21 protein-coding genes are annotated in these 23196 nt (G+C 72.5%); 7 read left to right on the top strand and 14 right to left on the bottom strand.

Translation table 11 applies throughout. From position 1 onward, the window contains the following. Positions 1–103 precede the first annotated feature (103 nt). The 3 genes from EAO73_RS02930 to EAO73_RS02920 form a co-directional block, all read right to left on the bottom strand. Positions 104–1333 (bottom strand): amidohydrolase, encoded by a 1230-nt coding sequence (locus EAO73_RS02930; protein ID WP_147969868.1) that lies wholly within the window; start codon positions 1331–1333, stop codon positions 104–106. A 50-nt stretch (positions 1334–1383) separates the two neighbouring features. Continuing rightward, positions 1384–2052: a GntR family transcriptional regulator gene (locus EAO73_RS02925; RefSeq protein ID WP_147969867.1), complete on the bottom strand. Its 669-nt coding sequence runs from the start codon at positions 2050–2052 to the stop codon at positions 1384–1386. A gap of 111 nt (positions 2053–2163) precedes the next feature. Further along, entirely contained in the window at positions 2164–3801 is a 1638-nt protein-coding gene (locus EAO73_RS02920) for an ABC-F family ATP-binding cassette domain-containing protein (RefSeq protein WP_147969866.1), read from the bottom strand. A 130-nt stretch (positions 3802–3931) separates the two neighbouring features. Between EAO73_RS02920 and EAO73_RS02915 the strand changes: the two genes are divergently transcribed. Then, positions 3932–4855 carry an FAD-dependent oxidoreductase gene (locus EAO73_RS02915; RefSeq protein WP_147969865.1) on the top strand — a complete coding sequence of 308 codons (924 nt, stop codon included), beginning with the start codon at positions 3932–3934 and terminating at the stop codon, positions 4853–4855. 47 nt (positions 4856–4902) lie between these two features. On the opposite strand, the gene EAO73_RS02910 is transcribed toward EAO73_RS02915, so the two are convergent. Both EAO73_RS02910 and EAO73_RS02905 read right to left on the bottom strand, forming a co-directional pair. Then, positions 4903–6648 carry a BCCT family transporter gene (locus tag EAO73_RS02910; RefSeq protein ID WP_147969864.1) on the bottom strand — a complete coding sequence of 582 codons (1746 nt, stop codon included), beginning with the start codon at positions 6646–6648 and terminating at the stop codon, positions 4903–4905. Positions 6649–6722: 74 nt separating this feature from the next. Further along, positions 6723–8042, bottom strand: a complete 1320-nt coding sequence (locus EAO73_RS02905) for a M14 family metallocarboxypeptidase (protein WP_147969863.1) — start codon at positions 8040–8042, stop codon at positions 6723–6725. Positions 8043–8203: 161 nt separating this feature from the next. Between EAO73_RS02905 and EAO73_RS02900 the strand changes: the two genes are divergently transcribed. Then, positions 8204–9244 (top strand): LacI family DNA-binding transcriptional regulator, encoded by a 1041-nt coding sequence (locus tag EAO73_RS02900; RefSeq protein WP_147969862.1) that lies wholly within the window; start codon positions 8204–8206, stop codon positions 9242–9244. Here the strand turns inward: EAO73_RS02900 and EAO73_RS02895 are convergent. Then, positions 9207–10118, bottom strand: a complete 912-nt coding sequence (locus EAO73_RS02895; RefSeq protein WP_147969861.1) for an oxygenase MpaB family protein — start codon at positions 10116–10118, stop codon at positions 9207–9209. The two genes, EAO73_RS02900 and EAO73_RS02895, sit on opposite strands and share 38 nt — an antisense overlap. A gap of 238 nt (positions 10119–10356) precedes the next feature. Here EAO73_RS02895 and EAO73_RS02890 point away from each other — a divergent pair, with 238 nt between their 5' ends. Beyond that, a complete protein-coding gene (locus tag EAO73_RS02890; RefSeq protein ID WP_147969860.1) occupies positions 10357–11259 on the top strand; it encodes an oxygenase MpaB family protein in 903 nt (300 codons plus the stop codon). Positions 11260–11268: 9 nt separating this feature from the next. On the opposite strand, the gene EAO73_RS02885 is transcribed toward EAO73_RS02890, so the two are convergent. The 3 genes from EAO73_RS02885 to EAO73_RS02875 form a co-directional block, all read right to left on the bottom strand. Continuing rightward, positions 11269–11901 carry a TetR/AcrR family transcriptional regulator gene (locus tag EAO73_RS02885; protein WP_147969859.1) on the bottom strand — a complete coding sequence of 211 codons (633 nt, stop codon included), beginning with the start codon at positions 11899–11901 and terminating at the stop codon, positions 11269–11271. 84 nt (positions 11902–11985) lie between these two features. Next, complete coding sequence (locus EAO73_RS02880; protein ID WP_147969858.1) at positions 11986–12960, bottom strand: GNAT family N-acetyltransferase; 975 nt, start codon at positions 12958–12960, stop codon at positions 11986–11988. 29 nt (positions 12961–12989) lie between these two features. After that, a complete protein-coding gene (locus tag EAO73_RS02875) occupies positions 12990–13466 on the bottom strand; it encodes a macro domain-containing protein (protein WP_147969857.1) in 477 nt (158 codons plus the stop codon). Between the two features lie 134 nt (positions 13467–13600). Between EAO73_RS02875 and EAO73_RS02870 the strand changes: the two genes are divergently transcribed. After that, positions 13601–14332: a MerR family transcriptional regulator gene (locus EAO73_RS02870; RefSeq protein ID WP_147969856.1), complete on the top strand. Its 732-nt coding sequence runs from the start codon at positions 13601–13603 to the stop codon at positions 14330–14332. A gap of 52 nt (positions 14333–14384) precedes the next feature. On the opposite strand, the gene EAO73_RS02865 is transcribed toward EAO73_RS02870, so the two are convergent. The 4 genes from EAO73_RS02865 to EAO73_RS02850 are packed head-to-tail and all read right to left on the bottom strand — an operon-like array spanning position 14385 to position 20148. Continuing rightward, a complete protein-coding gene (locus EAO73_RS02865; protein ID WP_147969855.1) occupies positions 14385–16556 on the bottom strand; it encodes a 3-hydroxyacyl-CoA dehydrogenase NAD-binding domain-containing protein in 2172 nt (723 codons plus the stop codon). Between the two features lie 31 nt (positions 16557–16587). Continuing rightward, positions 16588–17802, bottom strand: a complete 1215-nt coding sequence (locus tag EAO73_RS02860; protein ID WP_147969854.1) for an acetyl-CoA C-acetyltransferase — start codon at positions 17800–17802, stop codon at positions 16588–16590. A gap of 52 nt (positions 17803–17854) precedes the next feature. Continuing rightward, entirely contained in the window at positions 17855–18997 is a 1143-nt protein-coding gene (locus EAO73_RS02855) for an acyl-CoA dehydrogenase family protein (protein WP_147969853.1), read from the bottom strand. Beyond that, positions 18997–20148 carry a CaiB/BaiF CoA transferase family protein gene (locus tag EAO73_RS02850; protein ID WP_147969852.1) on the bottom strand — a complete coding sequence of 384 codons (1152 nt, stop codon included), beginning with the start codon at positions 20146–20148 and terminating at the stop codon, positions 18997–18999. The genes EAO73_RS02855 and EAO73_RS02850 overlap by 1 nt, the downstream gene beginning before the upstream one ends. Positions 20149–20361: 213 nt before the next feature. Here EAO73_RS02850 and EAO73_RS02845 point away from each other — a divergent pair, with 213 nt between their 5' ends. Continuing rightward, positions 20362–21552, top strand: coding sequence for a saccharopine dehydrogenase family protein (locus EAO73_RS02845; RefSeq protein WP_147969851.1), 1191 nt, complete (start codon positions 20362–20364; stop codon positions 21550–21552). Positions 21553–21576: 24 nt separating this feature from the next. On the opposite strand, the gene EAO73_RS02840 is transcribed toward EAO73_RS02845, so the two are convergent. Next, positions 21577–22239 (bottom strand): endonuclease V, encoded by a 663-nt coding sequence (locus EAO73_RS02840; RefSeq protein WP_147970001.1) that lies wholly within the window; start codon positions 22237–22239, stop codon positions 21577–21579. A gap of 70 nt (positions 22240–22309) precedes the next feature. On the opposite strand from EAO73_RS02840, the gene EAO73_RS02835 reads away from it, so the two are divergent. Further along, positions 22310–22603, top strand: a complete 294-nt coding sequence (locus tag EAO73_RS02835) for a YciI family protein (RefSeq protein ID WP_147969850.1) — start codon at positions 22310–22312, stop codon at positions 22601–22603. 177 nt (positions 22604–22780) lie between these two features. Next, positions 22781–23194, top strand: a complete 414-nt coding sequence (locus EAO73_RS02830; protein WP_147969849.1) for an SsgA family sporulation/cell division regulator — start codon at positions 22781–22783, stop codon at positions 23192–23194. Positions 23195–23196 lie beyond the last annotated feature (2 nt).

The following is a 23196-nucleotide window of genomic DNA, read 5'->3' as shown; positions in this document are numbered from 1 at the left end:
AGGCGGGGGGCCGCGCGGCGCCCTCGGGGAGTGAGCGGGGCGGCCGGCCGCCCCGCTCACTCCCCGAGTCCCGAGACCGGGGCTCCGCCCCGGGCCCCGCTCCTCAAACGCCGGAGGGGCTGGAATCCGGGCTGAGCGTGAGGCCGTCCGCCACCACGCGGCCCTTGTGCAGCACCGTGCGGTCGTTGCTGCGGTCCATGACCGCTGAGGTGACCGTCTCGCCCTCCAGCAGGAGCAGGTCCGCCCTCGCGCCCACCGTGATGCCGGGGCGGTCCGTCGTGGAGGTCAGGCGGGGCGGGCCTCCCTGGAGGATCGAGGCGCCGCCCGTCGTGGCCACGGCCGCGCAGTGTTCGATCAGGTCGTCCGCGCGGTAGCCGTTGGTGAAGGCCAGCTGCCAGGTGCGGTCGAGCATGTCGCCGTTGCCGTACGGGGACCAGAAGTCGCGCTGGCCGTCCTCGCCGAGGCCCACCCGGACGCCGGCGGCGGTCAGGTCGGCCAACGGGAGGGAGTGGTGGCGGGCCGGGGCGATCGTGGCCATCGCGATGTCCAGCTCGGCGAACTCCTCGATCAGCCGGCGCGTCGTCGCCTCGTTGACAGAGCCCAGGTCGTAGGCGTGCGAGATGGTCACCCGGCCGGCCATGTCCAGGGCCCGTACCCGCTCCAGGATCAGGTCGACGCTGAACACCCCGAGCGCGCCCGGCTCGTGGAGGTGGATGTCGACCGGGGCCCCGTGGCGCTCGGCCAGGTCGAAGACGATGTCGAGGTGGCGTACCGGGTCGCGGTCCAGTGTGCAGGGGTCGATGCCGCCGACCACCGCCGCGCCCGAGGACAGCGCCCGGTCCATCAGCTCCGGCACGCCCTTCTCCCGGAGCAGACCGGCCTGCGGGAACGCCATGATCTCGACCTCGCACCGGCCGGCGTGTGCCTCCTTGGCCGCGAGGACGCCCTCGAAGCGTTCGAGGCCGCAGTCCGCGTCGATCTGCGCGTAGCTGCGGACGCGGGTGGTGCCGCGCTCGATCATGCGGGCCAGGGTGTACGTGGCCCGCCGGGCGACGTCCCACTCGTCCTCGCGCCAGTGCTCGCGGTCGTTCGTCATCATGCCCCAGACCCCGGGGGCGCCCGTGTGGGGGCGGAAGGGCAGGCCCATGCGTGTGGAGTCCAGGTGGCAGTGGACGTCGGAGAAGGACGGCAGGGCGAGCCGCCCCCGGCCGGCCACGGTGTCGCCCGTGGCGGCGCGGGCCGGGTCGTGCGGGGTGATCGCGGTGATCACCCCGTCCTCGACGGTGAGGTCGCTGGGCTCCCTGCCCCACGGACGGACGTCTGTGATCAGCATGTCGCGCATCTCCTCGGTGGGTGTGTGGTGTGGTCGGTGCTGCTACGGCGTCACTCGGCCGGGAGCGTTCCGGTCAGGGAGGTCAGGGACGGCTCCCTCCCCCGCTCGATGTGCGCGTACGCGAGTGCGGCGGCCAGGTCCGGCTTGCCCGCGTGGATCGCGGCGCAGATGTCCTGGTGTTCCGCGCACTGCACGCGCGGGTCGCGGCCCCCGGTGAGGGTGAACAGCCACTGCACCAGGCCGAGCGAGGGCTGCAACGCGTCCTGGAGGAGCCGGTTCCCGGTCATCGCGACGATCTCCGCGTGCAGGGCGGTGTTGGCCGCTGGGATCTCCTCCGCGTCGCCCCGGCGGGTGGCGTCCTCGGCCTCCTCCATGAGGGCCCGCAGCCGCTCCCCGTCTCCCCCGGCGGCGCACGCCTCGGCGGCCCGGCGGGCGGCGAACACCTCCAGGCTGAGGCGGAGGTCGAAGAGTTCGGCGACGTCCCGCAGCGAGAGGTCCCGTACGGAGGCGCCCCGGCGTGGGGAGACGACGACCAGGCCCTCGCCGGTCAGCCGGGTCAGTGCCTCGCGGACCGGGATGCGCGAGACGCCCAGGCTCTCGGAGAGCTCGCGTTCGCGCAGCCGTGAGCCGGGCGGGTACGCGCCGGACAGGATGCCCGCGCGGATCGTCCGCTCGGCGTGGTCGGCGTGCGAGGCGGCGGGGTCACTCGCTTGAGTCATCACCCGATGACCGTAGCACTTGGTATCCCAAGCGCTACGACTATGAGGGATTATTCAGGATATGTCGCTGATCGAGTGACCTTGACTTGCCCTTTGGTATGCCAGGCGGGGTCAGACCTCCGTCACACGGCCCTCCGCCACCTCGATCCGGCGCGTCGTGCGGACCGCCTCCAGCATCCGCCGGTCGTGCGTCACCAGGAGCAGGGTTCCGGTGTACGAGTCGAGCGCCGACTCCAGCTGCTCGATGGCGGGCAGGTCCAGGTGGTTCGTGGGCTCGTCCAGCACCAGGAGGTTGACGCCCCGGCCCTGGAGCAGGGCGAGCGCCGCTCGGGTGCGTTCGCCGGGCGAGAGCGTCGTCGCCGGGCGCATGACGTGGTCGGCGCGCAGGCCGAACTTGGCGAGGAGGGTGCGCACGTCGGCGGGTTCCGTGTCGGGGACCGCCGCGCAGAACGCCTCCAGGAGCGTCTCCGAGCCGTGGAAGAGCTTGCGCGCCTGGTCCACCTCGCCGACGACCACGCCGGACCCCAGGCTCGCGTGCCCCGAGTCCAGCGGCAGGCGGCCGAGCAGGGCGGCCAGCAGAGTCGACTTGCCGGAGCCGTTGGCGCCCGTGATCGCGACCCGGTCCGCCCAGTCGATCTGGAGCGAGGCGGGGCCGAACATGAAGTCGCCGCGCACGGCGCGGGCCTCGCGCAGGGTGGCGACGACCGAGCCGGAGCGGGGCGCGGAGGCGATCTCCATGCGCAGCTCCCACTCCTTGCGCGGCTCGTCCACCACGTCGAGCCGTTCGATCATGCGCTGCGTCTGCCGGGCCTTCGCGGCCTGCTTCTCGCTGGACTCGCTGCGGAACTTGCGGCCGATCTTGTCGGAGTCGGTGGCCTTGCGGCGGGCGTTCTTGACTCCCTTGTCCATCCAGGAGCGCTGCATCAGGGCGCGGCTCTCCAGCGCCGAGCGCTTGTCGGCGTACTCCTCGAACTCCTCGCGGGCGTGCCGCCGGGCGCGCTCGCGCTCCTCCAGGTAGGCCGCGTAACCACCGCCGTACAGGTTGATCTGCTGCTGGGCCAGGTCGAGTTCGAGGACCTTGGTGACCGTGCGCATGAGGAATTCGCGGTCGTGGCTGATGAGGACGGTGCCGGCGCGCAGTCCGGAGACGTACTTCTCCAGGCGTTCGAGACCGTCCAGGTCCAGGTCGTTGGTGGGTTCGTCGAGCAGGAAGACGTCGTAGCGCGACAGCAGGAGCGAGGCGAGGCCGGCGCGGGCCGCCTGGCCGCCGGAGAGGGCGGTCATCGGCAGGTCGAGACCGACGGTCAGGCCGAGTTCGGCGGCGGTCTCCTCGGCGCGCTCGTCCAGGTCCGCGCCGCCGAGGGCGAGCCAGCGCTCCAGGGTCTCGGAGTAGGCGTCGTCCGCGCCCGGTGCCCCGTCGACCAGTGCCTGCGTGGCGGCGTCCATGGCGGTCTGGGCCTCGGCGACCCCCGTGCGGCGGGCCAGGAACTCCCGTACGGTCTCGCCGGCGCGCCGCTCGGGCTCCTGGGGCAGGTGGCCGACGGTCGCGGTGGGCGGGGAGAGCCGCAGCTCGCCCTCCTCCGGCCGGTCGAGCCCGGCGAGCAGCCGCAGCAGCGACGATTTTCCGGCGCCGTTGACTCCGACGAGACCGATCACGTCCCCGGGGGCGACCACGAGGTCGAGCCCGGCGAAGAGCGTGCGGTCGCCGTGTCCGGCGGCGAGGTCCTTGGCGACGAGAGTGGCAGTCATCAGGGTGCCGATCCTAATCGGCGCGGCGGGGCCCGGAAGACGGGCCGGGGGCGGTCTGTGCGGGCGTACGGGAGGCCCCTTAGGGTCCGGGGGCAGGTGCACGGACCGGGCGACGAGAGGCGGGGCAGCGGTGTCGGACGTGATCGTGGTGGGCGGCGGGGTCAGCGGACTGACCACGGCGATGGTGCTGGCCGAGCGGGGCCGCCGGGTGCGGGTCTGGTCCCGGGAGCCGGCGGGCGACACCACGTCGGCCGTGGCGGGGGCGCTGTGGTGGCCGTACCGGATCGAGCCGCTGGACCGCGTCGGCGACTGGTCGCTGACCGCGCTGCGGTGGTACGAGGAGCTGGCCGCGCGCCCGGACGAGACCGGCGTACGGCTGGTCGACGGCCTGAACGCCGGTGAGCGCCTCGCGGATCTGGGGCCGTGGGCCGGTGAGCTGAAGGGCGCCGTGGAGACCGCCGAAGGGCTGCGGTGCCGACTGCCGCTGATCGACATGCCGGCGCACCTGGAATGGCTGGAGGGGCGGGTGCGGGCGGCCGGCGGCACGGTCGAGCGGCGTACGGTCACCTCGTTCGACGAGGCGGCCGCGGAGGCGGGGACGGTGGTCAACTGCGCCGGGCTCGGCGCCCGCGAGCTGGTCCCGGACGCGGGGATGCGGCCGGTGCGCGGGCAGTTGGTGCTGGTGGAGAACCCGGGGATACGGGAGTGGTTCGCCCACGCGGATCCGGCGTCGGACGAGACCACGTACATCTTCCCGCAGCCGGGCCGGCTGGTGCTCGGCGGCACGGCGGTGGCCGACGACTGGAGCACGGTGCCCGACCCCCGTACGGCCGGGGAGATCGTGGCGCGGTGCGCCCGGGTGCGGCCGGAGATCGCCGGGGCGCGGATCATCGGCCACCGCGTGGGCCTGCGGCCGGCCCGGGACGCCGGGGTCCGGATCGAGGCGGAGACGTCGGCCGGGGGCGGGCGGCTGGTGCACAACTACGGGCACGGCGGCGCGGGCGTGACGGTGGCCCTGGGCTGCGCGCTGGAGGCGGCGCGGCTGGTGGGGTGAGCCACGGTCCGGTACGGCCCGGCGGGAGGACGCCGGGCCGCACGGGCTCAGGCCGGGGTGGAGCCGCCGGGGCGGTCGCGGTCGTGGCGTTCCGTGGTGATCTGGCTGCCGCCGGGGCCGATGCGGATCTCGAAGTCGCCGTCGTACTTGGCGTGGCCCTCGATGACCGCGGACTCCACGGCCTCCACGCCGAACTCTCGGCGCACGATCAGCGGATCCTGACGCAGGTCCCGCATCAGGGCCACGCACATGCCGATCATCACGAGGGTGAAGGGCGCCGCCACCAGGATGGTCAGGTTCTGGAGGCCCGCCAGGGCGTCGCCCTTGCCGTTGCCGATGAGCAGCATGATGGCCGCGACGGCGCCGGTGACGACGCCCCAGAAGACGACGACCCACTTGGCGGGTTCGAGGATGCCCTTCTGGGACAGGGTGCCCATCACGATGGACGCGGCGTCGGCGCCGGAGACGAAGAAGATGCCGACGAGCACCATCACCAGGATGCTCATCAGCGTGGCGACGGGGAACTGCTGGAGCACGCCGAAGAGCTGGGCCTCCTGGGTCTCGGCGCCGCCGAGCTTCCCGGCCTCCTGGAGCTTGATGGCGGTGCCGCCGAAGATGGCGAACCAGATGAGGCTCACGGTGCTGGGCACCAGGATGACGCCGCCGATGAACTGACGGATGGTGCGGCCCCGGCTGATCCGCGCGATGAACATCCCGACGAAGGGTGTCCAGGAGATCCACCAGGCCCAGTAGAAGACGGTCCAGCTGCCGAGCCACTCGGCGACCTTGCCCTCACCGGTGGCCTCGGTGCGGCCGGCCAGTTGCGGCAGGTCACCGAAGTAGGAGGCGATCGAGGTGGGCACCAGGTCGAGCACGATGATGGTGGGGCCCGCGATGAACACGAACACGGCCAGGATCAGGGCGAGCACCATGTTGATGTTCGACAGCCACTGGATGCCCTTCTCCACGCCGGAGACCGCCGAGGCGATGAACGCGAGGGTCAGCACGGCGATGATCAGGACGAGCAGTCCGGTGCCGGTCTTCTCCTTCCAGTTCAGCTCGTGGAAGCCGCTGCCGATCTGGAGGGCTCCCAGGCCCAGCGAGGCGGCCGAGCCGAAGAGGGTCGCGAAGATGGCCAGGATGTCGATGAACCGGCCGAGGCCTCCGTGGGCGTGGCGTGCGCCGATCAGCGGCTCGAAGACGGCGCTGATGGTCTGCCGCCTGCGGCGCCGGAAGGTGCTGTACGCGATGCCGAGGCCGACCACCGCGTAGATGGCCCACGGGTGCAGCGTCCAGTGGAACAGGGTGGTGGCCATCGCCGTCTGCATCGCCTCGGCCGCGTCGGCGGGGTGGGTGCCGGGCGGCGGGTCGGTGAAGTGGGCCAGCGGCTCACTGACGCCGTAGAACATCAGGCCGATGCCCATGCCCGCGCTGAACATCATCGCGACCCAGGACACGGTACGGAACTCCGGCTCCTCGTCCTCCTGGCCGAGGGTGATGTTTCCGTACCGGCTGATGGCGAGCCACAGGGCGAAGACCACGAAGCCGGAGGCGGCCAGCATGAAGGCCCAACCACCGTTGTGGATGAGCCCGTCGAGGGCCTTGCCGGAGACGTCCTCCAGTGAGTCGGTGGCGGTCGCCCCCCAGATGACGAAGGCGAGGGTGAGGCAGGCCGTGACGCCGAACACCACCCGGTCGGTGACGGGGCGCCGGTTGTGGGCCGGGTCGCCGGGGAGGTCCGCCGTCACCGACAGGTCCCCTCTGCCGTCCGTTCTCTGATCGTCCTGCGACACGAATGGCACCTTTCACGGAAACTGACAAAACGCTCTCCGTAGGCAGTACCACACCGAACCCATATCTTTCGGTATCAACAAGCGGTATCGGGTTGACCGTTTGTGAGGTGATATGCGGCCCGCCGGTCCAGGAGCAGCGGGATCAGCTTCCGGGCCGGCTGGCGCAGGGGCACGTACACCCCGTCGCCGTCGGGCCGTGAGGTGACCTGGTGCAGGGCGAGTTCGTCCCGGACGCGGGCGAACCGCTCCTTGGTGAGGCGGTAGCCGCAGGGCGGGTCGGTGAGGGTCTCGCCCGGCACCTCGTCGTCGGTTCCCCCGAGGCGGATGGGCCCCAGGCCGGCCTCACCGGCCGCCCGGGAGCGGCCGGTGGCGGCGGCGATACTCCCGCGCCGCTCGTCCGCGTACCGGAACAGCGCTTTCAGTACGGTGAGTTGGGAGGTCACGCGGCGGCGGTGGGCGAGAGCGGGGTCGGCGCGCTCGGCCGCGGACAGCGCGTCCGTACGGGATTCGACCAGAATTCCGACCGCGTGCTTGAGGCCGGCGATGTTGCGCAGGATGCGTTCCTGGCCGTCGCCCGCGTTCCGCCGGAGGGGGCGGCCGGTGGCCGGGTCGGTCCAGACGCCGTAGACGCCGGTGCTGAACCCCGCGTCCCGGGCGGCGGCCCGCACTCGGCCCCACGCCAGGTCGCGCGCCTCGTCGTGCAGCCGCTCGTCGGTGTTGGGGTTGCTGGGCCACAGGACGAGCAGGTCCTTGTCGTAGTACGGGGCCGTCGCACCGTACTCGTGCAGGTCCTCGATCACGTCGGGCTCGTGGTCGCGCAGTACGGCGGCCACGGCGCGGGCCTCGGCGCTGCGCAGGGCGAGGTGGTCCCGGTTGATGTCCACACCGTCCGCGTTCTCCCGGGTCCCCGCGGCCAGCCCGTCCGGGTTGGCGGTGGGCAGGACGAGGACCTCCGTCCGCGCGAGGAAGGCGCGGGTGCGGGCGTCGGTGGCGTACGCGAGGTCGCGGACCGTGCTCAGGCAGGCCTCGCGCGCGGCAGGTTCGTCGCCGTGCTGGCCGCAGACCAGGAGCACGGTGAGCGCGTCCGGCTCGGCGCTGCCGACGCGGACGAGGCGCAGCGGACGCCCCTGGGCGGTGGTGCCGATCCGCCGGACGGAGACCCGGTCGCCGCGCCGGGCCAGGGCCGCGAGCAGCGACGCCTCCTCGGACTGCCGGGTCCAGCGGGCCCCGCCGGACAGTTCGAAGCCGGTACGGGGTGCGGCGGTGCGGGCCGCGTCCGAGGGCACGGTGAGCAGGGGGACGGTCAGGGCGGCAGAGGCGGCCGCCAGAGCGAGAACGCGGACACGGCCGCGCCGGGGCGGCCGCCGTCCCCCGCCTGTCGGCGCGATCGGCATGGGCGGAAGATACTTCGGCGCCGGTGCACGCGACAGACCTGTGCACGCACGGTTTCCGGAAGCGGGCACAGGGCCGCGGCCCGTTAGGCTGGCCGGGTAGTTCGCGCCGATCGGCCGGCCCGGCCGTTCCAGGCCCCCGCCGCGCCCCAGAGGAGCGTCCCTTGCCCGGTCCGACCCCCGATGCCCCGCTCCACGCGCGCCCCACGCTGGAAGCGGTGGCGGCCCGCGCCGGAGTCTCCCGGGCGACGGCCTCCCGGGTGGTCAACGGCGGCGCGGGCGTCCGGCAGCCGCTCGTGGACCAGGTGCGCAAGGCGGTCGAGGAGCTGGGCTACGTACCGAACCACGCCGCGCGGACCCTGGTGACCCGGCGCAACGGGGCGGTGGCCGTGATCATCGACGAGCCCGAGGTGCGGATCTTCTCCGACCCGTTCTTCTCCCAGCACATCCGGGGCATCAGCCGGGAACTGAACGCGCACGACGCGCAGTTGGTGCTGCTGCTGGTGGAGGGCCGCGGGGACTTCGAGCGGGTCAGCCGCTATCTGGCCGGGGGCCATGTGGACGGGGTGCTGGCGTTCTCGCTGCACACGGACGACGAACTCCCGTCCGCCATCCGGCGTTTCCGCGTGCCTGCCGTCTACGGCGGCAGGCCGGGGCGGCCTGGCGCGCCGACCGACGCGGTGCCCTTCGTGGACTGCGACAACCGGGGCGGCGCCCGGGAGGCCGTCCGCCATCTGGCCGGGCTCGGCCGCCGGAACATCGCGCACATCGCGGGTCCGCGCGACCAGACCTCGGCGCTCGACCGGATCGACGGCTACGCCGACATCCTGCCCGACGCGGACCCCGCGCTGCTCGCGGACGGCGATTTCACGGTGGAGGGCGGTGCGCGGGCGATGGCGGAGCTGCTGGAGCGGCGGCCCGACGTGGACGCGGTGTTCGCGGCCAACGACCTGATGGCCTCGGGCGCACTGCGGGTGCTGCGCGAGTGGGGGCGGCGGGTGCCGCAGGACGTGGCGCTGGTCGGGTTCGACGACATGGAGTCGGTCGCCGAGGCGACGGACCCTCCGCTGACGACGATACGTCAGGACGTTGTCGGCATGGGCAGGTTGATGGTCCGGCTGCTGATGGAGCGGCTGGAGGACGGGGGCGCGGGGCCGGAGTCGGTGATCACGCCGACGCGGCTGGTCCGCCGCGCGTCGGCCTGAGCCCGCCGCCGCGGGCCGCCCGGTGCGCCGCCCTGGCCCGGCGCGCCCGGGGCAGATAGCGCAGGCGCTCCGGCAGCACCGGAACCACCACCCGGACCACCGCGCAGAACCGCCGCAGCGCCCGTTCCTGCGCGTCCGTCCACTCCAGGCCGATGGCCTCGCGGGCGTCGGGCGGCATCAGCCCGACGGTCAGGAACGCGCGGAACCGGGCGAGCGGCGGCAGCAGCACCGGCCACAGCGCCCTGAGCAGCAGCCGCAGGAGCCGGGGCCCGCGGTCCGGCGGCGGGACGGCGGTGTCGGTGGCGACGAGTTCCGCGACGACGGGTGTCCTCTCGATCTCGTCGGCGAGCATGGCGCGGTAGTAGGGCCAGAACTCCTCGATGGTCTGCGGCATGTCCCGGTCGTGGATCCCGAGCACCCGGCCCACCTGGAGCCATTCCGCGTACAGTGCGCGTTCCTGTTCGCGGCTGAGCGGGCGCAGCAGATAGCGGGCGCCGTGCCGGTAGACGGGGAACCCGGTGGCGTGCACCCAGGCGTAGTTCGCCGGTGACAGGGCGTGGTAGGGGCGGCCCCGGGTGTCGGTTCCCTCAATGGTGCGGTGCAGCCGGCGGAGCCTGCGCCCCTCCTCGGCGGCCTCCTGCCCGCCGTACACCCAGAGCTGGAGCGAGCTGAGGGAGCGCTCGCCGCGCCCCCACGGGTCCGTACGGAACACGGAGTGCTCGTCCACGCCCGCGCCGACGGCGGGGTGGGCGACCTGGAGGGTGAGGGCGGCGGGCAGCATCAGCAGGGCCCGGATGTCGCCGGAAAGGCTCCACAGCACTCCGCCGGGCGGCGGTGGCGCCGGGTCGTCCCTGCCGGCTGCTGCGCTGCTCATGCCGTACTCCGGCCGCTCGACGGGCACCGGACCGAAGCGCCCGGCCCCACGTGATCCAGTATGCGAGCCGTGGGCGGGGCGTGCGCAGCGGGCTCCCGTTCCGCGGTGTTGACGGGGCCGATGAAACAAGTCGATAGTATTTGTAACTTTGACTCCAGGGATTGAACGCCCCGTCATATCATCTGTGTCACACGCTTGTTGGGGCGCGCTGTTCCGGACACGGACAGGAGGGCGCACCATGGGCCGGTACAGCCGCCTGCGTGAGATCCGCCGGATGGATCCGGCGCGGGACTACGCCGAGATCCTCCGGCTGATCTCGCAGTACGAGTTCCCCTGGGACTACCGTCAGGGCGTGAGCGTGGCGTTCCTGCGCGACTACGGTGTCCCCCGGATCTCCGTACTCCTCGACCGCACCCAGGAGTTCGAGCGCAACGGACAGAAGCGGTACGACGACACGGTGCTGATCGGGTACGAGATGGCCGTCGACGGGTTCGACTCGGAGCGGGGACGGGCTGCGGCGCGGCACCTGAACCGCATCCACGGCAGGTACCGCATCCCGAATGACGACTTCCGCTACGTGCTCGCGACCACGGTCGTGGGCCCGAAACGCTGGATCGACCGGTACGGCTGGCGCCCACTGTGCGCGCAGGAGGTGCAGGCGCTGGCGGAGGCGGGGCGCAGGACGGGGGCGATGATGGGCATCGAGGACGTCCCCGACACCTATGCGGGGTTCGAGCGGCTGCTCGACGCGTACGAGCAGCGGATGTTCGCGTACGACCCGGCGAACCGGCGGGTGGCGAGCGCCACGTTCCGGGTGATGGCGAGCTGGTACCCGCGCCCGCTGCGTCCTCTGGTCGCCCGGTTCTCGCTGGCGCTGCTGGATGAGCCGCTGCTGAAGGCGCTGGGCTTCCGGCCGCAGCCCCGGTGGGTGCGGACCTCGGCGTCGGCGGCGCTGCGGCTGCGGGCGCGGTGCGTACGGGGGATGCCGGCCCGGCCGCGCCGGTTCCCGTCCCGGCCGCAGCCGCGTTCGTACCCCTTCGGCTGGCGGCTGGACGACCTCGGGCCGCACTGGGCGCGCGGCCGGCCGCTGGAGCCGCTGCCGGACGAGACCGCCGTCCGGCCGGGGCCGGAGCGCGGCTGAGACGCCCGGTCAGGCGGCGAGCAGCGGGACCAGGCAGCGGCGGGCGAAGTCGCGGACCTGGGCGTCGTCGTCGAGTTCGAAGCAGCTGACCGGGTTGAGGAGGAAGGAGACGGTGATCCGGACCATGAGTTCGGCGACGGGTGTCGGGTCGGTCTCCGGTCCGCCCTCCAGGCGCCGTACCTCGCGCAGCCGCCCGGCCAGGTAGCCGCGGATCGCGAGGAAGGCGGGGCCGCTCTCCACGGTGAGGAAGGGCAGCATGGTCTCGGGCTCCAGGCGCAGCAGCCCGCCGATGAGGGGGTGTTCGCGGATGTGCCGCAGCACGGCGGCGAAGCCCTCGACGAGCCGGTCCTCCGTCGTGGGCAGCGCGGCCACGGCCTCGTCGACCTCCACGACGAACCGGCGGTACTCGCGCAGCAGGCACGCCGAGACCAGGCTGTCCTTGCCTCCGATCCGCCGGTACACCGTCACCCGGGAGACCCCGGCCCGCTTGGCGACGTCGTCGACGGTCGAGCGGCGCAGCCCGAAGGTCATGAACTGCTCGCGCGCGGCATCGAGGATCTGCTCCCCCAGCGCGTCGGAGGGCGTTGCGGCTCCCACGATCCCGAAGGCGGGGGCCGCCCCGCCGGTGTCACGTGCCGTCATGGGCCCTCCCTGTTCCGCCGGTCCGCCCCACGATAGGAGCCGGATCAGAGTGACACGCGGCGTACTCCCGTAACAGGCCGGGCATCAGCTCCGCAGAGGCTTGCGGTAGCGCACGTACTCGTTGCGGCGCCGGAAGCCGACGCTCTCGTAGAGGTCGTACGAGCGGTAGGGGTTGGCGGTCCCGGTGTACAGGCGGGCGCGGGTGGCCCCGTGGTCGCGCAGGGCGCGCAGGCCCGCGAGGAGTACGGCGCGTCCGACGCCGAGCCGCCTGGACCGGTCGCGGACGCTCAGCTCCTCGACCTCGCCCGTCGTGCGGTCCCGGGCGCGGAGCGAGCACAGGGCGACGCCTGCCATCTCCTCGCCCTGCCAGGCGGCCCGCCAGCAGGCCGGGTCCGCCTTGGCCACGAAGCGGGCGTACGGCCATTCCTCGGTGAAGCCGGCCTCCCGGTACGAGTCGACGACCGTCCGCCAGGCCGAGCGGTAGCTGTCCGGGCCGATGGGCCCGAGCCGGATGCCGGCCGGCGGCTCGGCGGAGCCCGGCAGCGCGCCCAGGTCCGGCAGCTCCAGCTCCACGAGGCTGAAGACGCGCTGGTACCCGGTGTCCGTGAGCAGCCGCGCGGCCTCCCGTTCCCCGGCCATGGCGTTGGCACCGAAGACCGCTGTCTCCGCCGTGCCCTGCTCCGCCACGAGTCGGCGGATGTGCTCCTCGGCCCACGCGACCATGGCTGCCCCGACGCCGCGTCCCCGGTGTCCGGGCAGCAGGTGTCCGCGGTGCAGATAGAGCTGGGTCCCGTCCCGCTCCCGCCACCAGCGGACGGCCGCGTAGCCGACGACCGCGCCGTCGTGTTCGACGAGGACCTGGTCGCGGGCCGGGTCCGCGAGGGCGGCGGACGCGGTGCCGATCTCCTCGGCGTCGGGCAGCCCCTCCACGACCGAATCGGCGTCGAGCCCATCGTGCTCCGCGCTGCCGGCCCGCACGGCGGCCATCGCCTCGTGGTCCGGGGCACCCCGGTAGGCCCTGAAGACATATCCGGGCACACCGGTACCGATCTCCGTCATCGCTCCCCCTCGGACGCCCCGGCCGGGGCTCAGTCGAAGTCGTACACGCTCACAGACAGGCCTTGGCCGGTCAACCGGGTTTCTATGAGCGGCTCGATCCGCGACCACGTGCCGCCCGCGAGCCCGCAACCGATCCGGGGCATGTGCACCGAGGCGCCCAGCTCCAGCGCGCGGTCGGCCACGGCGGCGAGTCCCGCGTCGATGGCCTCGTAGCGCACCGGGACACCCTTGCTGCCCCGGCGCATCCCGTGCTGGCCCACCAGGTTCGCCACCCGGACGAACGGGGAGACCTGGACGAACTGCACCGCGCCGAGCCCGAAGTCGTTGTGCGCGCGCTCACGGTGCCATCTGCGGTACGCGGCCTCGGGCTCGGGCCACCGGCGGGAGAGAGCGAGGACGAACCCCTTTCCCCAGCCGCCGAGATCGTTGCAGACGTGCACGATCACCTTGACGCCCTTGCCCTGCGGCGCGGTCGCGTCCCCTCGTACGTAAGTGATCTCGGACATGCGTTCAGGCTAGGGCTCACCACTGACAGCCGCCGGTCACCACTTTCACATCGTTGGTGAGACAGCAATACTGTTGCACCGGGCGGGGCGCGCGCATCGCTGCCCGTTCGCAGCACCGGACACGAGGAGCGGAAATGGCGACCGAGACCGAGGAGCCGAAGCTCACTGTCGACGAGCTGGCGGCTCGCGCCGGGGTGACCGTGCGCACGGTGCGGTTCTACAGCACCCGGGGGCTGCTGCCGCCCCCGGTGATCGGGCCGCGCCGGGTCGGGCACTACGGGCACGACCACCTCTCGCGGCTGGCACTGATCGAGGAGCTCCAGCACCAGGGCATGACGCTCGCCGCGATCGAACGGTACCTGGAGCAGCTGCCGCCCGACCTCAGCGCCCACGATCTGGCCATCCACCGCGCCCTGGTCGCGTCCTGGGCGCCGGACTCGGCGGAGGACGCCTCGCGGGCGGAGCTGGAGCGGCGGGCGGGCCGGTCACTGAGCGAGCAGGACCTCGACCGGCTGGCCGCGATGGGGGTGCTTGAGCGGTCCGCGCCCGACGACGGGGTCTTCCGGCTGGATCCGGGGCTGCTGCGGCTCGGCGTGGAGCTGCTCGACGTGCCGATCGCGCACGAGACGATCCTCGCCGCCCGTACGGTCCTGCTGGAGCACACGCGCTCGGCCGCGCAGGAGCTGACCCGGCTCTTCCGGGACGAGGTGTGGAATCCGTACCGGGAGCGGGAATCGGACCCCGAGCACGTCAAGGCGATGAAGTCGCTGTCGGCGCACATGCAGCCGATGGTGCTCCAGGCCCTGGTGACCGCCTTCCAGCGGTCGCTGAAGGAGGAGCTGCGGGCCGCGTTCACCGCCGAGTGAGCGCGGCCGTACCGCCCCGGTGGAGGGGCGGTACGGCACGCGGCGCGTCGGGTCAGTCGTGGAAGGTCTCGCCCTTCTCCGCCTTCTGGACCAGCAGCGCGGGCGGCAGGAAGCGGTCGCCGTAGCGCTCGGCGAGTTCCCGGGCGCGGGCAACGAAGCCGGGCAGGCCGCCCTCGTACCCGTTGATGTACTGGAGCACGCCGCCGGTCCACGGCGGGAAGCCGATGCCCATGATGGAGCCGATGTTGGCGTCGGCGACGGTGATCAGGACGTTCTCCTCCAGGCAGCGGACGCTGTCCAGCGCCTCGGAGAAGAGCATGCGCTCCTGCATGTCGGTGAACGAGATCCCGGTGTCCGGCTTGGCGAAGTGCTCGCGCAGGCCCGGCCACAGGCGGGTGCGCTTGCCGGCCTCGTCGTACTCGTAGAAGCCGGCGCCCCCGCTGCGGCCGGGGCGGCCGAACTCGTCGACCATCCGGTCGATCACCTCGTCCGCCGGGTGGCCGGGCCAAGTGCCGCCCGCCTGCTCGACGGCCTTGCGGGTCTCGTTGCGGATCTTGCGCGGCAGGGTGAGGGTCAGCTCGTCCATCAGGGAGAGCACCTTGGCCGGGTATCCGGCCTGCGCGGCGGCCTGTTCGACGGAGGCGGGCTCGACGCCCTCGCCGACCATGGCGACGCCCTCGTTGATGAACTGGCCGATGACGCGCGAGGTGAAGAAGCCGCGCGAGTCGTTGACGACGATCGGCGTCTTCCTGATCCGGCGGACCAGGTCGAACGCGCGGGCCAGCGCCTCGTCCCCGGTCTTCTCGCCCTTGATGATCTCGACCAGCGGCATCTTGTCGACCGGCGAGAAGAAGTGCAGCCCGATGAAGTCGACCGGGCGCGAGACGCCTTCGGCGAGCACGGTGATCGGCAGGGTGGAGGTGTTGGAGCAGAGCAGCGCGTCGGGCTCGATGACGTCCTGGATCTCCTGGAACACCTTGTGCTTGAGGGCGGTGTCCTCGAAGACGGCCTCGATCACCGCGTCGCAGCCCGCGAGGTCGGCCACGTCACCGGTCGGGGTGATGCGTGCCAGCAGCTCGTCGCGCTTGGCCTCGGTCGTACGGCCCCGGGAGAGCGCCTTGTCGAGCAGCTTCTCGCTGTACGCCTTGCCCTTGGCGGCGGCCTCCGCGGAGACGTCCTTGAGGACGACCTCGATCCCGGCCTTGGCGCAGGAGTACGCGATGCCCGCGCCCATCATGCCGGCGCCGAGGACGGCCACCTTGCGGACCTGGCGCTCCTCGATGCCCTTGGGGCGGCTGGCCCCGGAGTTGACGGCCTGGAGGTCGAAGAAGAACGCCTGGATCATGTTCTTGGAGACCTGGCCGGTGACCAGCTCGGTGAAGTACCGGGCCTCGATGGTCAGGGCGGTCTCGAAGTCGACCTGCGAGCCCTCGACGGCGGCGGCGAGGATGTTGCGCGGCGCGGGCATGGGCGCGCCCGCGATCTGCTTCTTCAGGTTCGACGGGAACGCCGGCAGGTTCGCGGCGAACTTCGGGTTCGACGGGGTGCCGCCGGGGATCCGGTAGCCCTTGACGTCCCAGGGCTGCTGGGACTCGGGGTGGGCGTCGATGAAGGCGCGGGCCTTCTCCAGCATCTCCTCGGGCGTGGCGGCGACCTCGTGGACGAGGCCGTTCTCCTGCGCGCGGCGGGGGGTGTACTGGGTGCCCTGGAGGAGGACCTTGAGCAGGGCGTCCGCGATGCCCATGAGGCGGACGGTGCGGGTGACGCCGCCGCCCGCGGGGAGCAGGCCGAGGGTGACCTCGGGCAGGCCGATGCGGGAGCCCGGCGCGTCGAGGGCGATGCGGTGGTGGGAGGCGAGCGCGATCTCGTAACCGCCGCCGAGGGCCGCGCCGTTGATGGCGGCGACGACGGGCTTGCCGAGGGTCTCGATACGGCGCAGCGAGTTCTTGATGGCGGTGCCGGTGTCGAACGCGAGCTGCGCGCTCGAAGGACCGATCCTGATCATTTCCTTGAGGTCGCCACCGGCGAAGAAGGTCTTCTTGGCGGAGGTGTAGATGATGCCCCGGATGGAGTCCTTCTCGGCCTCGGCGCGGTCGGCGACGGCCGCGATGGAGTCCTTGAAGGCCTGGTTCATCGTGTTGGCGGACTGGTTGGGATCGTCCAGTACGAGGGTGACGACGCCGGTCTCGTCCTGTTCCCAGCGGATGGTCGTGCTCTCGGTCATGGGTTTGTCTTCTCCGTAGGAAGGGGGACGGTCAGAGACGCTCGACGACGGTGGCGATGCCCATGCCGCCGCCCACGCACAGGGTGGCGAGGCCGTAGCGCTGGTCGCGGCGCTCCAGTTCGTCGATGAGGGTGCCGAGGATCATCGCGCCGGTGGCGCCCAGCGGGTGGCCGAGGGCGATGGCGCCGCCGTTGACGTTGATCTTGTCGAGGGAGAGCCCCATGTCCCGGGCGAAGCGCAGGACGACGCCGGCGAACGCCTCGTTGATCTCGACCAGGTCGATGTCGTCGATGGTCAGCCCGGCCTTGGCGAGGGCCTTGCGGGTGGCCGGGGCGGGGCCGGTGAGCATGATGGTGGGCTCGGAGCCGGAGACGGCGGCGGAGACGATACGGGCGCGCGGGGTGAGGCCGTAGCGCTCGCCGGTCTCCTTGTTGCCGATGGCGACGAGGGCGGCGCCGTCCACGATGCCGGAGGAGTTGCCCGCGTGGTGGACGTGGTCGATCTTCTCGACCCAGTGGTACTTCTGCAGCGCCACCGCGTCGAAGCCGCCCATCTCGCCGATGGTCGCGAAGGACGGCTTGAGCGCGGCGAGGGAGTCGGCGGTGGTGCCGGGGCGCATGTGCTCGTCGTGGTCGAGGACGACGAGGCCGTTGCGGTCCTTGACGGGGACGACGGAGCGCGCGAAGCGGTTGTCCTTCCACGCCTCGGCGGCCCGCTCCTGGGAGAGCGCGGCGAACTCGTCGACATCGCGCCGCGAGAAGCCCTCGATGGTGGCGATGAGGTCGGCGCCGACGCCCTGCGGGGCGAAGCCGGTCCCGTAGTTGGTCATCGGGTCCATGGCCCAGGCGCCGCCGTCGGAGCCCATCGGCACGCGGGACATCGACTCGACGCCGCCCGCCAGGATCAGGTCCTCCCAGCCCGAACGCACCTTGGCGGCGGCCAGGTTGACGGCTTCCAGGCCCGAGGCACAGAAGCGGTTCTCCTGGACGCCGGCGACGGTGTCCGGCAGGCCGGCCGCGATGGCGGCGATCCGGGCGATGTCGGAGCCCTGGTCACCGAGCGGGCTGACCACACCGAGGACGATGTCGTCGATCGCCGCGGGGTCGAGACCGGGGAAGCGGGCGCGCATCTCGTGGATCAGGCCGACGACAAGGTCGATGGGCTTGGTGCCGTGCAGGGCGCCGTTGGCCTTGCCGCGGCCGCGCGGGGTGCGGATCGCGTCGTAGACGAATGCTTCGGTACTCAAGACAGCTGCCTTTCGAGGGTGGTGGCGCGAGCGTGGTGCGAAGAGTGTGGGGTCAGGCGAGCAGCGAGCGGCCGATGATCTCCTTCATGATCTCGGTCGTGCCGCCGTAGATGGTCTGGATGCGGCCGTCGGTGAACGCGCGGGCCACCGGGTACTCCGCCATGTAGCCGTAGCCGCCGTGGAGTTGGAGACAGCGGTCGGCGACGCGCTTCTGCAGTTCGGTCGCCCACCACTTCGCCATCGAGGCGTGCACCGCGTCGAGGGTGCCCTCGGAGTGGTCGACGATGCAGCGGTCGAGGAAGGCCCGGGTGACGGCGCACTCGGTGGCCATCTCCGCGATCTCGAAGCGGATGTGCTGGAGCTTGGCGAGCGGCCGGCCGAACGCTTCGCGCTCCTTGACGTACGCGGTGGTGATCTCCAGGAGGTGTTCGGCGGCGGCGATCCCGGCGACGGCTATACCCATGCGCTCCTGGGCGAGGTTGGTCATCAGGTGGATGAAGGCGCCGTCGCGCTCGCCGAGCAGGTTCTCCTTCGGGACGCGCACGTCGTTGAAGAACAACTCGGCGGTGTCCTGGGACTTCTGGCCGATCTTGTCGAGGTTGCGGCCCCGCTCGAAGCCCTCCGCGCCGCGCTCGACGACGATCAGCGAGAGGCCCTTGGCGCCGCCCTCCGGGGTGGTCTTCGCGACGACGACCACCAGGTCGGCGAGGATGCCGTTGGAGATGAACGTCTTGGAGCCGTTGAGCAGCCAGTGGTCGCCCTTGTCCTCGGCGGTGGTGCGGATGCCCTGGAGGTCGGAGCCCGCGCCGGGCTCGGTCATGGCGATGGCGGTGATGATCTCGCCGCTGCAGAATCCGGGCAGCCAGCGCCGCTTCTGCTCGTCCGTGGCGAGCCCGGTGAGGTAGGGGCCGATGATGTCGTTGTGCAGCCCGAGCGCGAGGCCGGGGGTGCCGGCCCGCGTGAACTCCTCGGCCAGGACGGCGCTGTAGCGGAAGTCGGTGGTGCCGCCGCCCCCGTACTCCTCGGGCACGGCGAGGCCGAGGAGGCCCTGCCGGCCGGCTGCGCGCCAGGCCTCGCGGGAGACGATGCCGTCCTTCTCCCACTGCTCGTAGTGCGGAAGGACCTCCTTGGCGAGGAAGGTGCGCACGGTCTCGCGGAACGCGTCGTGCTCTTCGGTGAAGATCTGCCGCTGCATCAGTCGGTGGTGTCCTTCCGGGTGGTCCGCAGACCGGGCACGTCCCAGTCGGCGGCGACGGCTTCGGTGTCCGCGCCCGGCAGCGCCGGGCCGGTGCGCACCGACGCGGGGGTGGCCGAGAAGCGCGGTGCGGGCGCCGGCTGGGTGAGTCCGCCGTGCTCGACGAAGGTGGCGCGGGCGGCGAGGTGCGGGTGGCGGGGTGCCTCGCGGAGCGAGAGGACGGGCGCCACGCAGGCGTCCGACTCGTCGAAGACCTCGGTCCACTCGGCGCGGGTGCGGGTGCGGAACCGGTCGGCGACGGCGGTGCGCAGCTCGTCCCAGCGGGCGAGGTCGTTCCGGTCCGGGGCCGTGTCCGCGATGCCGAGGAGCCGGACGAACTCGTCGTAGAACCGCTGCTCCAGCGGGCCGACGGCCATGTACTCCCCGTCGGCGGTCTCGTACGAACCGTAGAACGGGCAGCCGCCGTCGAGGAGGTTGGAGCCGCGCCGGTCCTGCCAGCCGCCGGCCGCGAGCATGCCGTGGATCATCGTGGCGAGGTGGGCGGCGCCGTCGACGATGGCCGCGTCCACGACCTGTCCGGTACCACCGGGCGTACGGGCGTGCTGGAGGGCGGCGAGGATGCCGACGACGAGGTAGAGCGAGCCGCCCGCGTAGTCGCCGACGAGGTTGGCGGGGACGGTGGGCGGTTCGCCGGGCCGGCCGATCATGGAGAGGGTGCCGGTGAGCGCGATGTAGGAGATGTCGTGCCCGGCGCGCTCGGCCAGCGGTCCGTCCTGGCCCCAGCCGGTCATCCGGCCGTAGACCAGCCGCGGGTTACGGGCCAGGCAGGCGTCGGGGCCCACGCCGAGGCGTTCCGCGACGCCGGGGCGGTAGCCCTCGATGAGGACGTCGGCACGTTCGACGAGGTCCAGGACGGCGGCCGGGCCGTCGGGGGCCTTGAGGTCGACGAGCACCGAGCGCTTGTTGCGGTTGGTGAGGTCGCGGGCCGGATCGATGCCCAGGCCTGCGCCGCCGGGGCGGTCGACCCGCACCACGTCGGCGCCCAGATCGGCCAGGAGCATCGCGGCGAACGGGCCGGGCCCGATGCCTGCGAGCTCCACCACCCGGGTCCCGTCGAGGGGACCGCGCGGATCGTTCCCTGTACTCGCCATCGAGCCCCCAGCGGTATGACACAACTGATGTAACATCGATGATGCTAAGAACGCACCGCGCTCCGCACAACCCCTCGGGGAGAGCAAGCGCTTAGTTCTTTTCGCGGGTACTCATGGATACTCCCCCATGACCCCCTCCCGCCCGCACACCGCCACGGGGACCGCGCTAACCTCTGCTCGCTCCATCCGGTGCCGTCCTCCGCGGAGGCTTTCGTGAACAGGCAGAACGGGGCCGCGCGCCCCTATGACGTAGTCCTTTTCGGCGCCACCGGGTTCGTGGGTGTGCTCACCGCCGAATATCTCGCCCGGCACGCCCCGGACGGCTTCCGCTGGGCCGTCGCCGGGCGCGACCGCGCCAAGCTGGAGAAGCTGCGCGCCCGGCTGACCGACCTGGATCCGCGCTGCGCGGACCTCCCGATCGTCGAGGCGGACGCCTCCGACGAGGACTCGCTGCGCGCGCTGGCCGAGTCCGCCCGGGTGGTGGCCACGACCGTCGGCCCCTACGTCTGGTACGGCGAGAAGCTCGTCGCCGCCTGCGCCGAGGCGGGCACGGACTACGCGGACCTCACCGGCGAGCCGGAGTTCGTGGACCGGATGTACGTGGACCACGACGCCCGCGCCCGCGAGACCGGCGCCCGACTCGTGCACGCCTGCGGTTTCGACTCGGTGCCGCACGACCTCGGTGCCTACTTCACGGTGCGGCAGCTGCCGCAGGACGTGCCGCTGCGCGTCGACGGCTTCGTCCGCAGCAACGCCGTCTTCTCCGGCGGTACGTTCGCCTCGGCGCTCACCGCGATGGGCCGGGGCCCGCAGACCGCGCGCGCCGCGCGGGAACGCCGGCTGTACGAACCCCGGCTGGCCGGACGGCGCGTCCACACCCCGCTCGGGCGCCCGCACTTCAGTCCCGAGACCGGCACCTGGGCGCTTCCGCTGCCGACGCTCGACGCGGGGATCATCGCCCGCTCGGCGCGTGCGCTGCCCCGCTACGGCCCCGACTTCCGCTACCGCCACTACGCCTCGGTCAAGCACCTGCCCGTGGCGCTCGGCGGCACGGCCGCCCTCGGCGCGCTGCTCGGCGCCGCCCAGGTGCCGGCCGCACGGGAGTGGCTGATGGGCCGTTACGAGCCCGGCGCGGGCCCGGACGCGGAGCGCAGGCGGCGCAGCTGGTTCACGGTGCGGTTCGTCGGCGAGGGCGGCGGGCGCCGGGTGTTCACGGAGGTGTCGGGCGGCGATCCCGGCTACGACGAGACGGCGAAGATGCTCGCGGAGTCGGCGCTGTGCCTGGCGCTGGACGAACTGCCGGCCACGTCGGGGCAGGTCACGACGGCCGCCGCGATGGGCGACGCGCTGCTGGAGCGGCTGATCGCCGCCGGGCTGCGCTTCCGGGTGGCGGCGGTCCGCTGAGGAGCCGCGGCCGCCCCACCGCCCTCAGCCGGTCGCCTCGCGCAGGGCCCTGCGGCACAGGGAGTCGGCCCGGCGCGTCGTCTCCGGCTGCCGGAAGCCCCGGGTCAGCGCGAGGGTGTGCGCGACGGCGTTGTCCAGGCCGGTGCGGTGCCCGACGGAGACGTACACCGGTTTGACGCCGTCCCGGGTGCGCAGCGCGCGCCCGACCTCCTCCGCGCCGTCCAGCAGCGGCGACTGGTCGCCGCGCCGGGGACCGGGCGGCTCGAAGGTGAAGGTGAACGGGCTCTTGGCGACGCCGATGACCGGGAGCCCGGTCAGGACGCCGAGGTGACTGGCGAGGCCGAAGCGGCGAGGGTGGGCCCTGCCGTATCCGTCGCAGACCACCAGACCGGGGCCGGCCTTCAGGTTCTCCAGGGCGGCCAGCACGGTCGGGATCTCCCGGAAGGCCAGCAGCCCCGGGACGTACGGGAAGCTGACCCGGCCGACGGCGGTCGCCTCCTCCACCACCTCCAGCGTGGCGGCGTCGAGCACGACGGCCGCCGCGGCGACGATGTCGCGTTCGTCGTCGTAGGCGACGTCGACCCCGGTGACCCGGCCGCGCCCCGGCGGCGGCCCCGGCTCGTCGAGGACCACCCGGGCCCGCAGGGCGTCCTGCACGGCACGGGCCCCGGCCGCGTCGGAGGGCATCTGAAGTGCTGTCATGGTCCTCCCCACCCTAGGCCGTGTCTCCCGGAGCCCTGCCGGTAGCCTGAGGATCATGTTCGTACTTGAGCTGTCCTACACCGCCCCGCTGGACCGTGTCGACGCGGTGATGAAGGAGCACGTCGCCTGGCTCGACGAGCAGTACGCGGCGGGGGTGTTCATCGCCTCCGGCCGCAAGAACCCCAGGGACGGCGGGGTGATCCTCGCGGTCGGGGACGACCGGGCGGCGATCGAGCGGCTCGCGGCGACCGACCCCTTCGTGGTCGAGGACGTCTGCGCGTACCGGATCACGGAGTTCATCGCGACCAAGACCTCCGACGCGCTCGCCCCGTACCGCCAGACCCTCTGAGGTCTCCTCGCGGCAGAACGCTCCCGGCCGGGGTGTACCGGCCGGAACGGGGCACGTGAACAGGCAGCGGTGTGCGGTGATGCAGCTCACGCCGTCCCCCGGTGCACGGATCGGCGGCTTCCGTCGTCTCTACGGGTGCCGGGAACCGTTCGTCCGGTCGCGAGAGGGAGCAGGTTCGTGTCCACGGTCATCGAACAGTCCGTACAGGCCCGCATGGTGGCGTCCGCGCCGCAGATGGAGACCCTGCCCGCCGTCCTGAGCTACGACCGGGCGGACCCCTTCGCCGTACGCATGGCGTTCCCCGCTCCGGCGACGCTGGAGGGGACGGACGTGTCCTGGCAGTTCTCCCGGGACCTGCTCGCGGCCGGGATGGAGGTCCCGTCCGGTCTCGGTGACGTACGGGTCAGACCGTTCGGCTACGACCGCACGGTGCTGGAGTTCCACGCCGCCGAGGGGATCGCCATGGTGCACGTCCGCACGGCGGATCTGCGCCGGTTCCTGCGGCGGGCGGAGGACCTGGTGCCCTGCGGCCACGAGCGCCGGTACCTCGATCTGGACCGGAATCTGACCGACCTGTTCGGGTCCCGCTGAAT

It is taken from the genome of Streptomyces sp. col6 (assembly GCF_008042035.1).
In the GTDB taxonomy this organism is placed as follows: domain Bacteria; phylum Actinomycetota; class Actinomycetes; order Streptomycetales; family Streptomycetaceae; genus Streptomyces.
This window is presented reverse-complemented; position numbering and strand designations above follow the sequence as displayed.

Bases quoted from the DNA above. Each gene is read 5' to 3' on its own strand.
- EAO73_RS02865 (WP_147969855.1), bottom strand. From the start codon at position 16,556: ATGACCGAGAGCACGACCATCCGCTGGGAACAGGACGAGACCGGCGTC.
- EAO73_RS02835 (WP_147969850.1), top strand. From the start codon at position 22,310: ATGTTCGTACTTGAGCTGTCCTACACCGCCCCGCTGGACCGTGTCGAC.
- EAO73_RS02855 (WP_147969853.1), bottom strand. From the start codon at position 18,997: ATGCAGCGGCAGATCTTCACCGAAGAGCACGACGCGTTCCGCGAGACC.
- EAO73_RS02920 (WP_147969866.1), bottom strand. From the start codon at position 3,801: ATGACTGCCACTCTCGTCGCCAAGGACCTCGCCGCCGGACACGGCGAC.
- EAO73_RS02840 (WP_147970001.1), bottom strand. From the start codon at position 22,239: ATGCCCTCCGACGCGGCCGGGGCCCGTGCCGTGCAGGACGCCCTGCGG.
- EAO73_RS02925 (WP_147969867.1), bottom strand. From the start codon at position 2,052: ATGACTCAAGCGAGTGACCCCGCCGCCTCGCACGCCGACCACGCCGAG.
- EAO73_RS02875 (WP_147969857.1), bottom strand. From the start codon at position 13,466: ATGTCCGAGATCACTTACGTACGAGGGGACGCGACCGCGCCGCAGGGC.
- EAO73_RS02905 (WP_147969863.1), bottom strand. From the start codon at position 8,042: ATGCCGATCGCGCCGACAGGCGGGGGACGGCGGCCGCCCCGGCGCGGC.
- EAO73_RS02895 (WP_147969861.1), bottom strand. From the start codon at position 10,118: ATGAGCAGCGCAGCAGCCGGCAGGGACGACCCGGCGCCACCGCCGCCC.
- EAO73_RS02885 (WP_147969859.1), bottom strand. From the start codon at position 11,901: ATGACGGCACGTGACACCGGCGGGGCGGCCCCCGCCTTCGGGATCGTG.
- EAO73_RS02870 (WP_147969856.1), top strand. From the start codon at position 13,601: ATGGCGACCGAGACCGAGGAGCCGAAGCTCACTGTCGACGAGCTGGCG.
- EAO73_RS02880 (WP_147969858.1), bottom strand. From the start codon at position 12,960: ATGACGGAGATCGGTACCGGTGTGCCCGGATATGTCTTCAGGGCCTAC.
- EAO73_RS02850 (WP_147969852.1), bottom strand. From the start codon at position 20,148: ATGGCGAGTACAGGGAACGATCCGCGCGGTCCCCTCGACGGGACCCGG.
- EAO73_RS02930 (WP_147969868.1), bottom strand. From the start codon at position 1,333: ATGCTGATCACAGACGTCCGTCCGTGGGGCAGGGAGCCCAGCGACCTC.
- EAO73_RS02890 (WP_147969860.1), top strand. From the start codon at position 10,357: ATGGGCCGGTACAGCCGCCTGCGTGAGATCCGCCGGATGGATCCGGCG.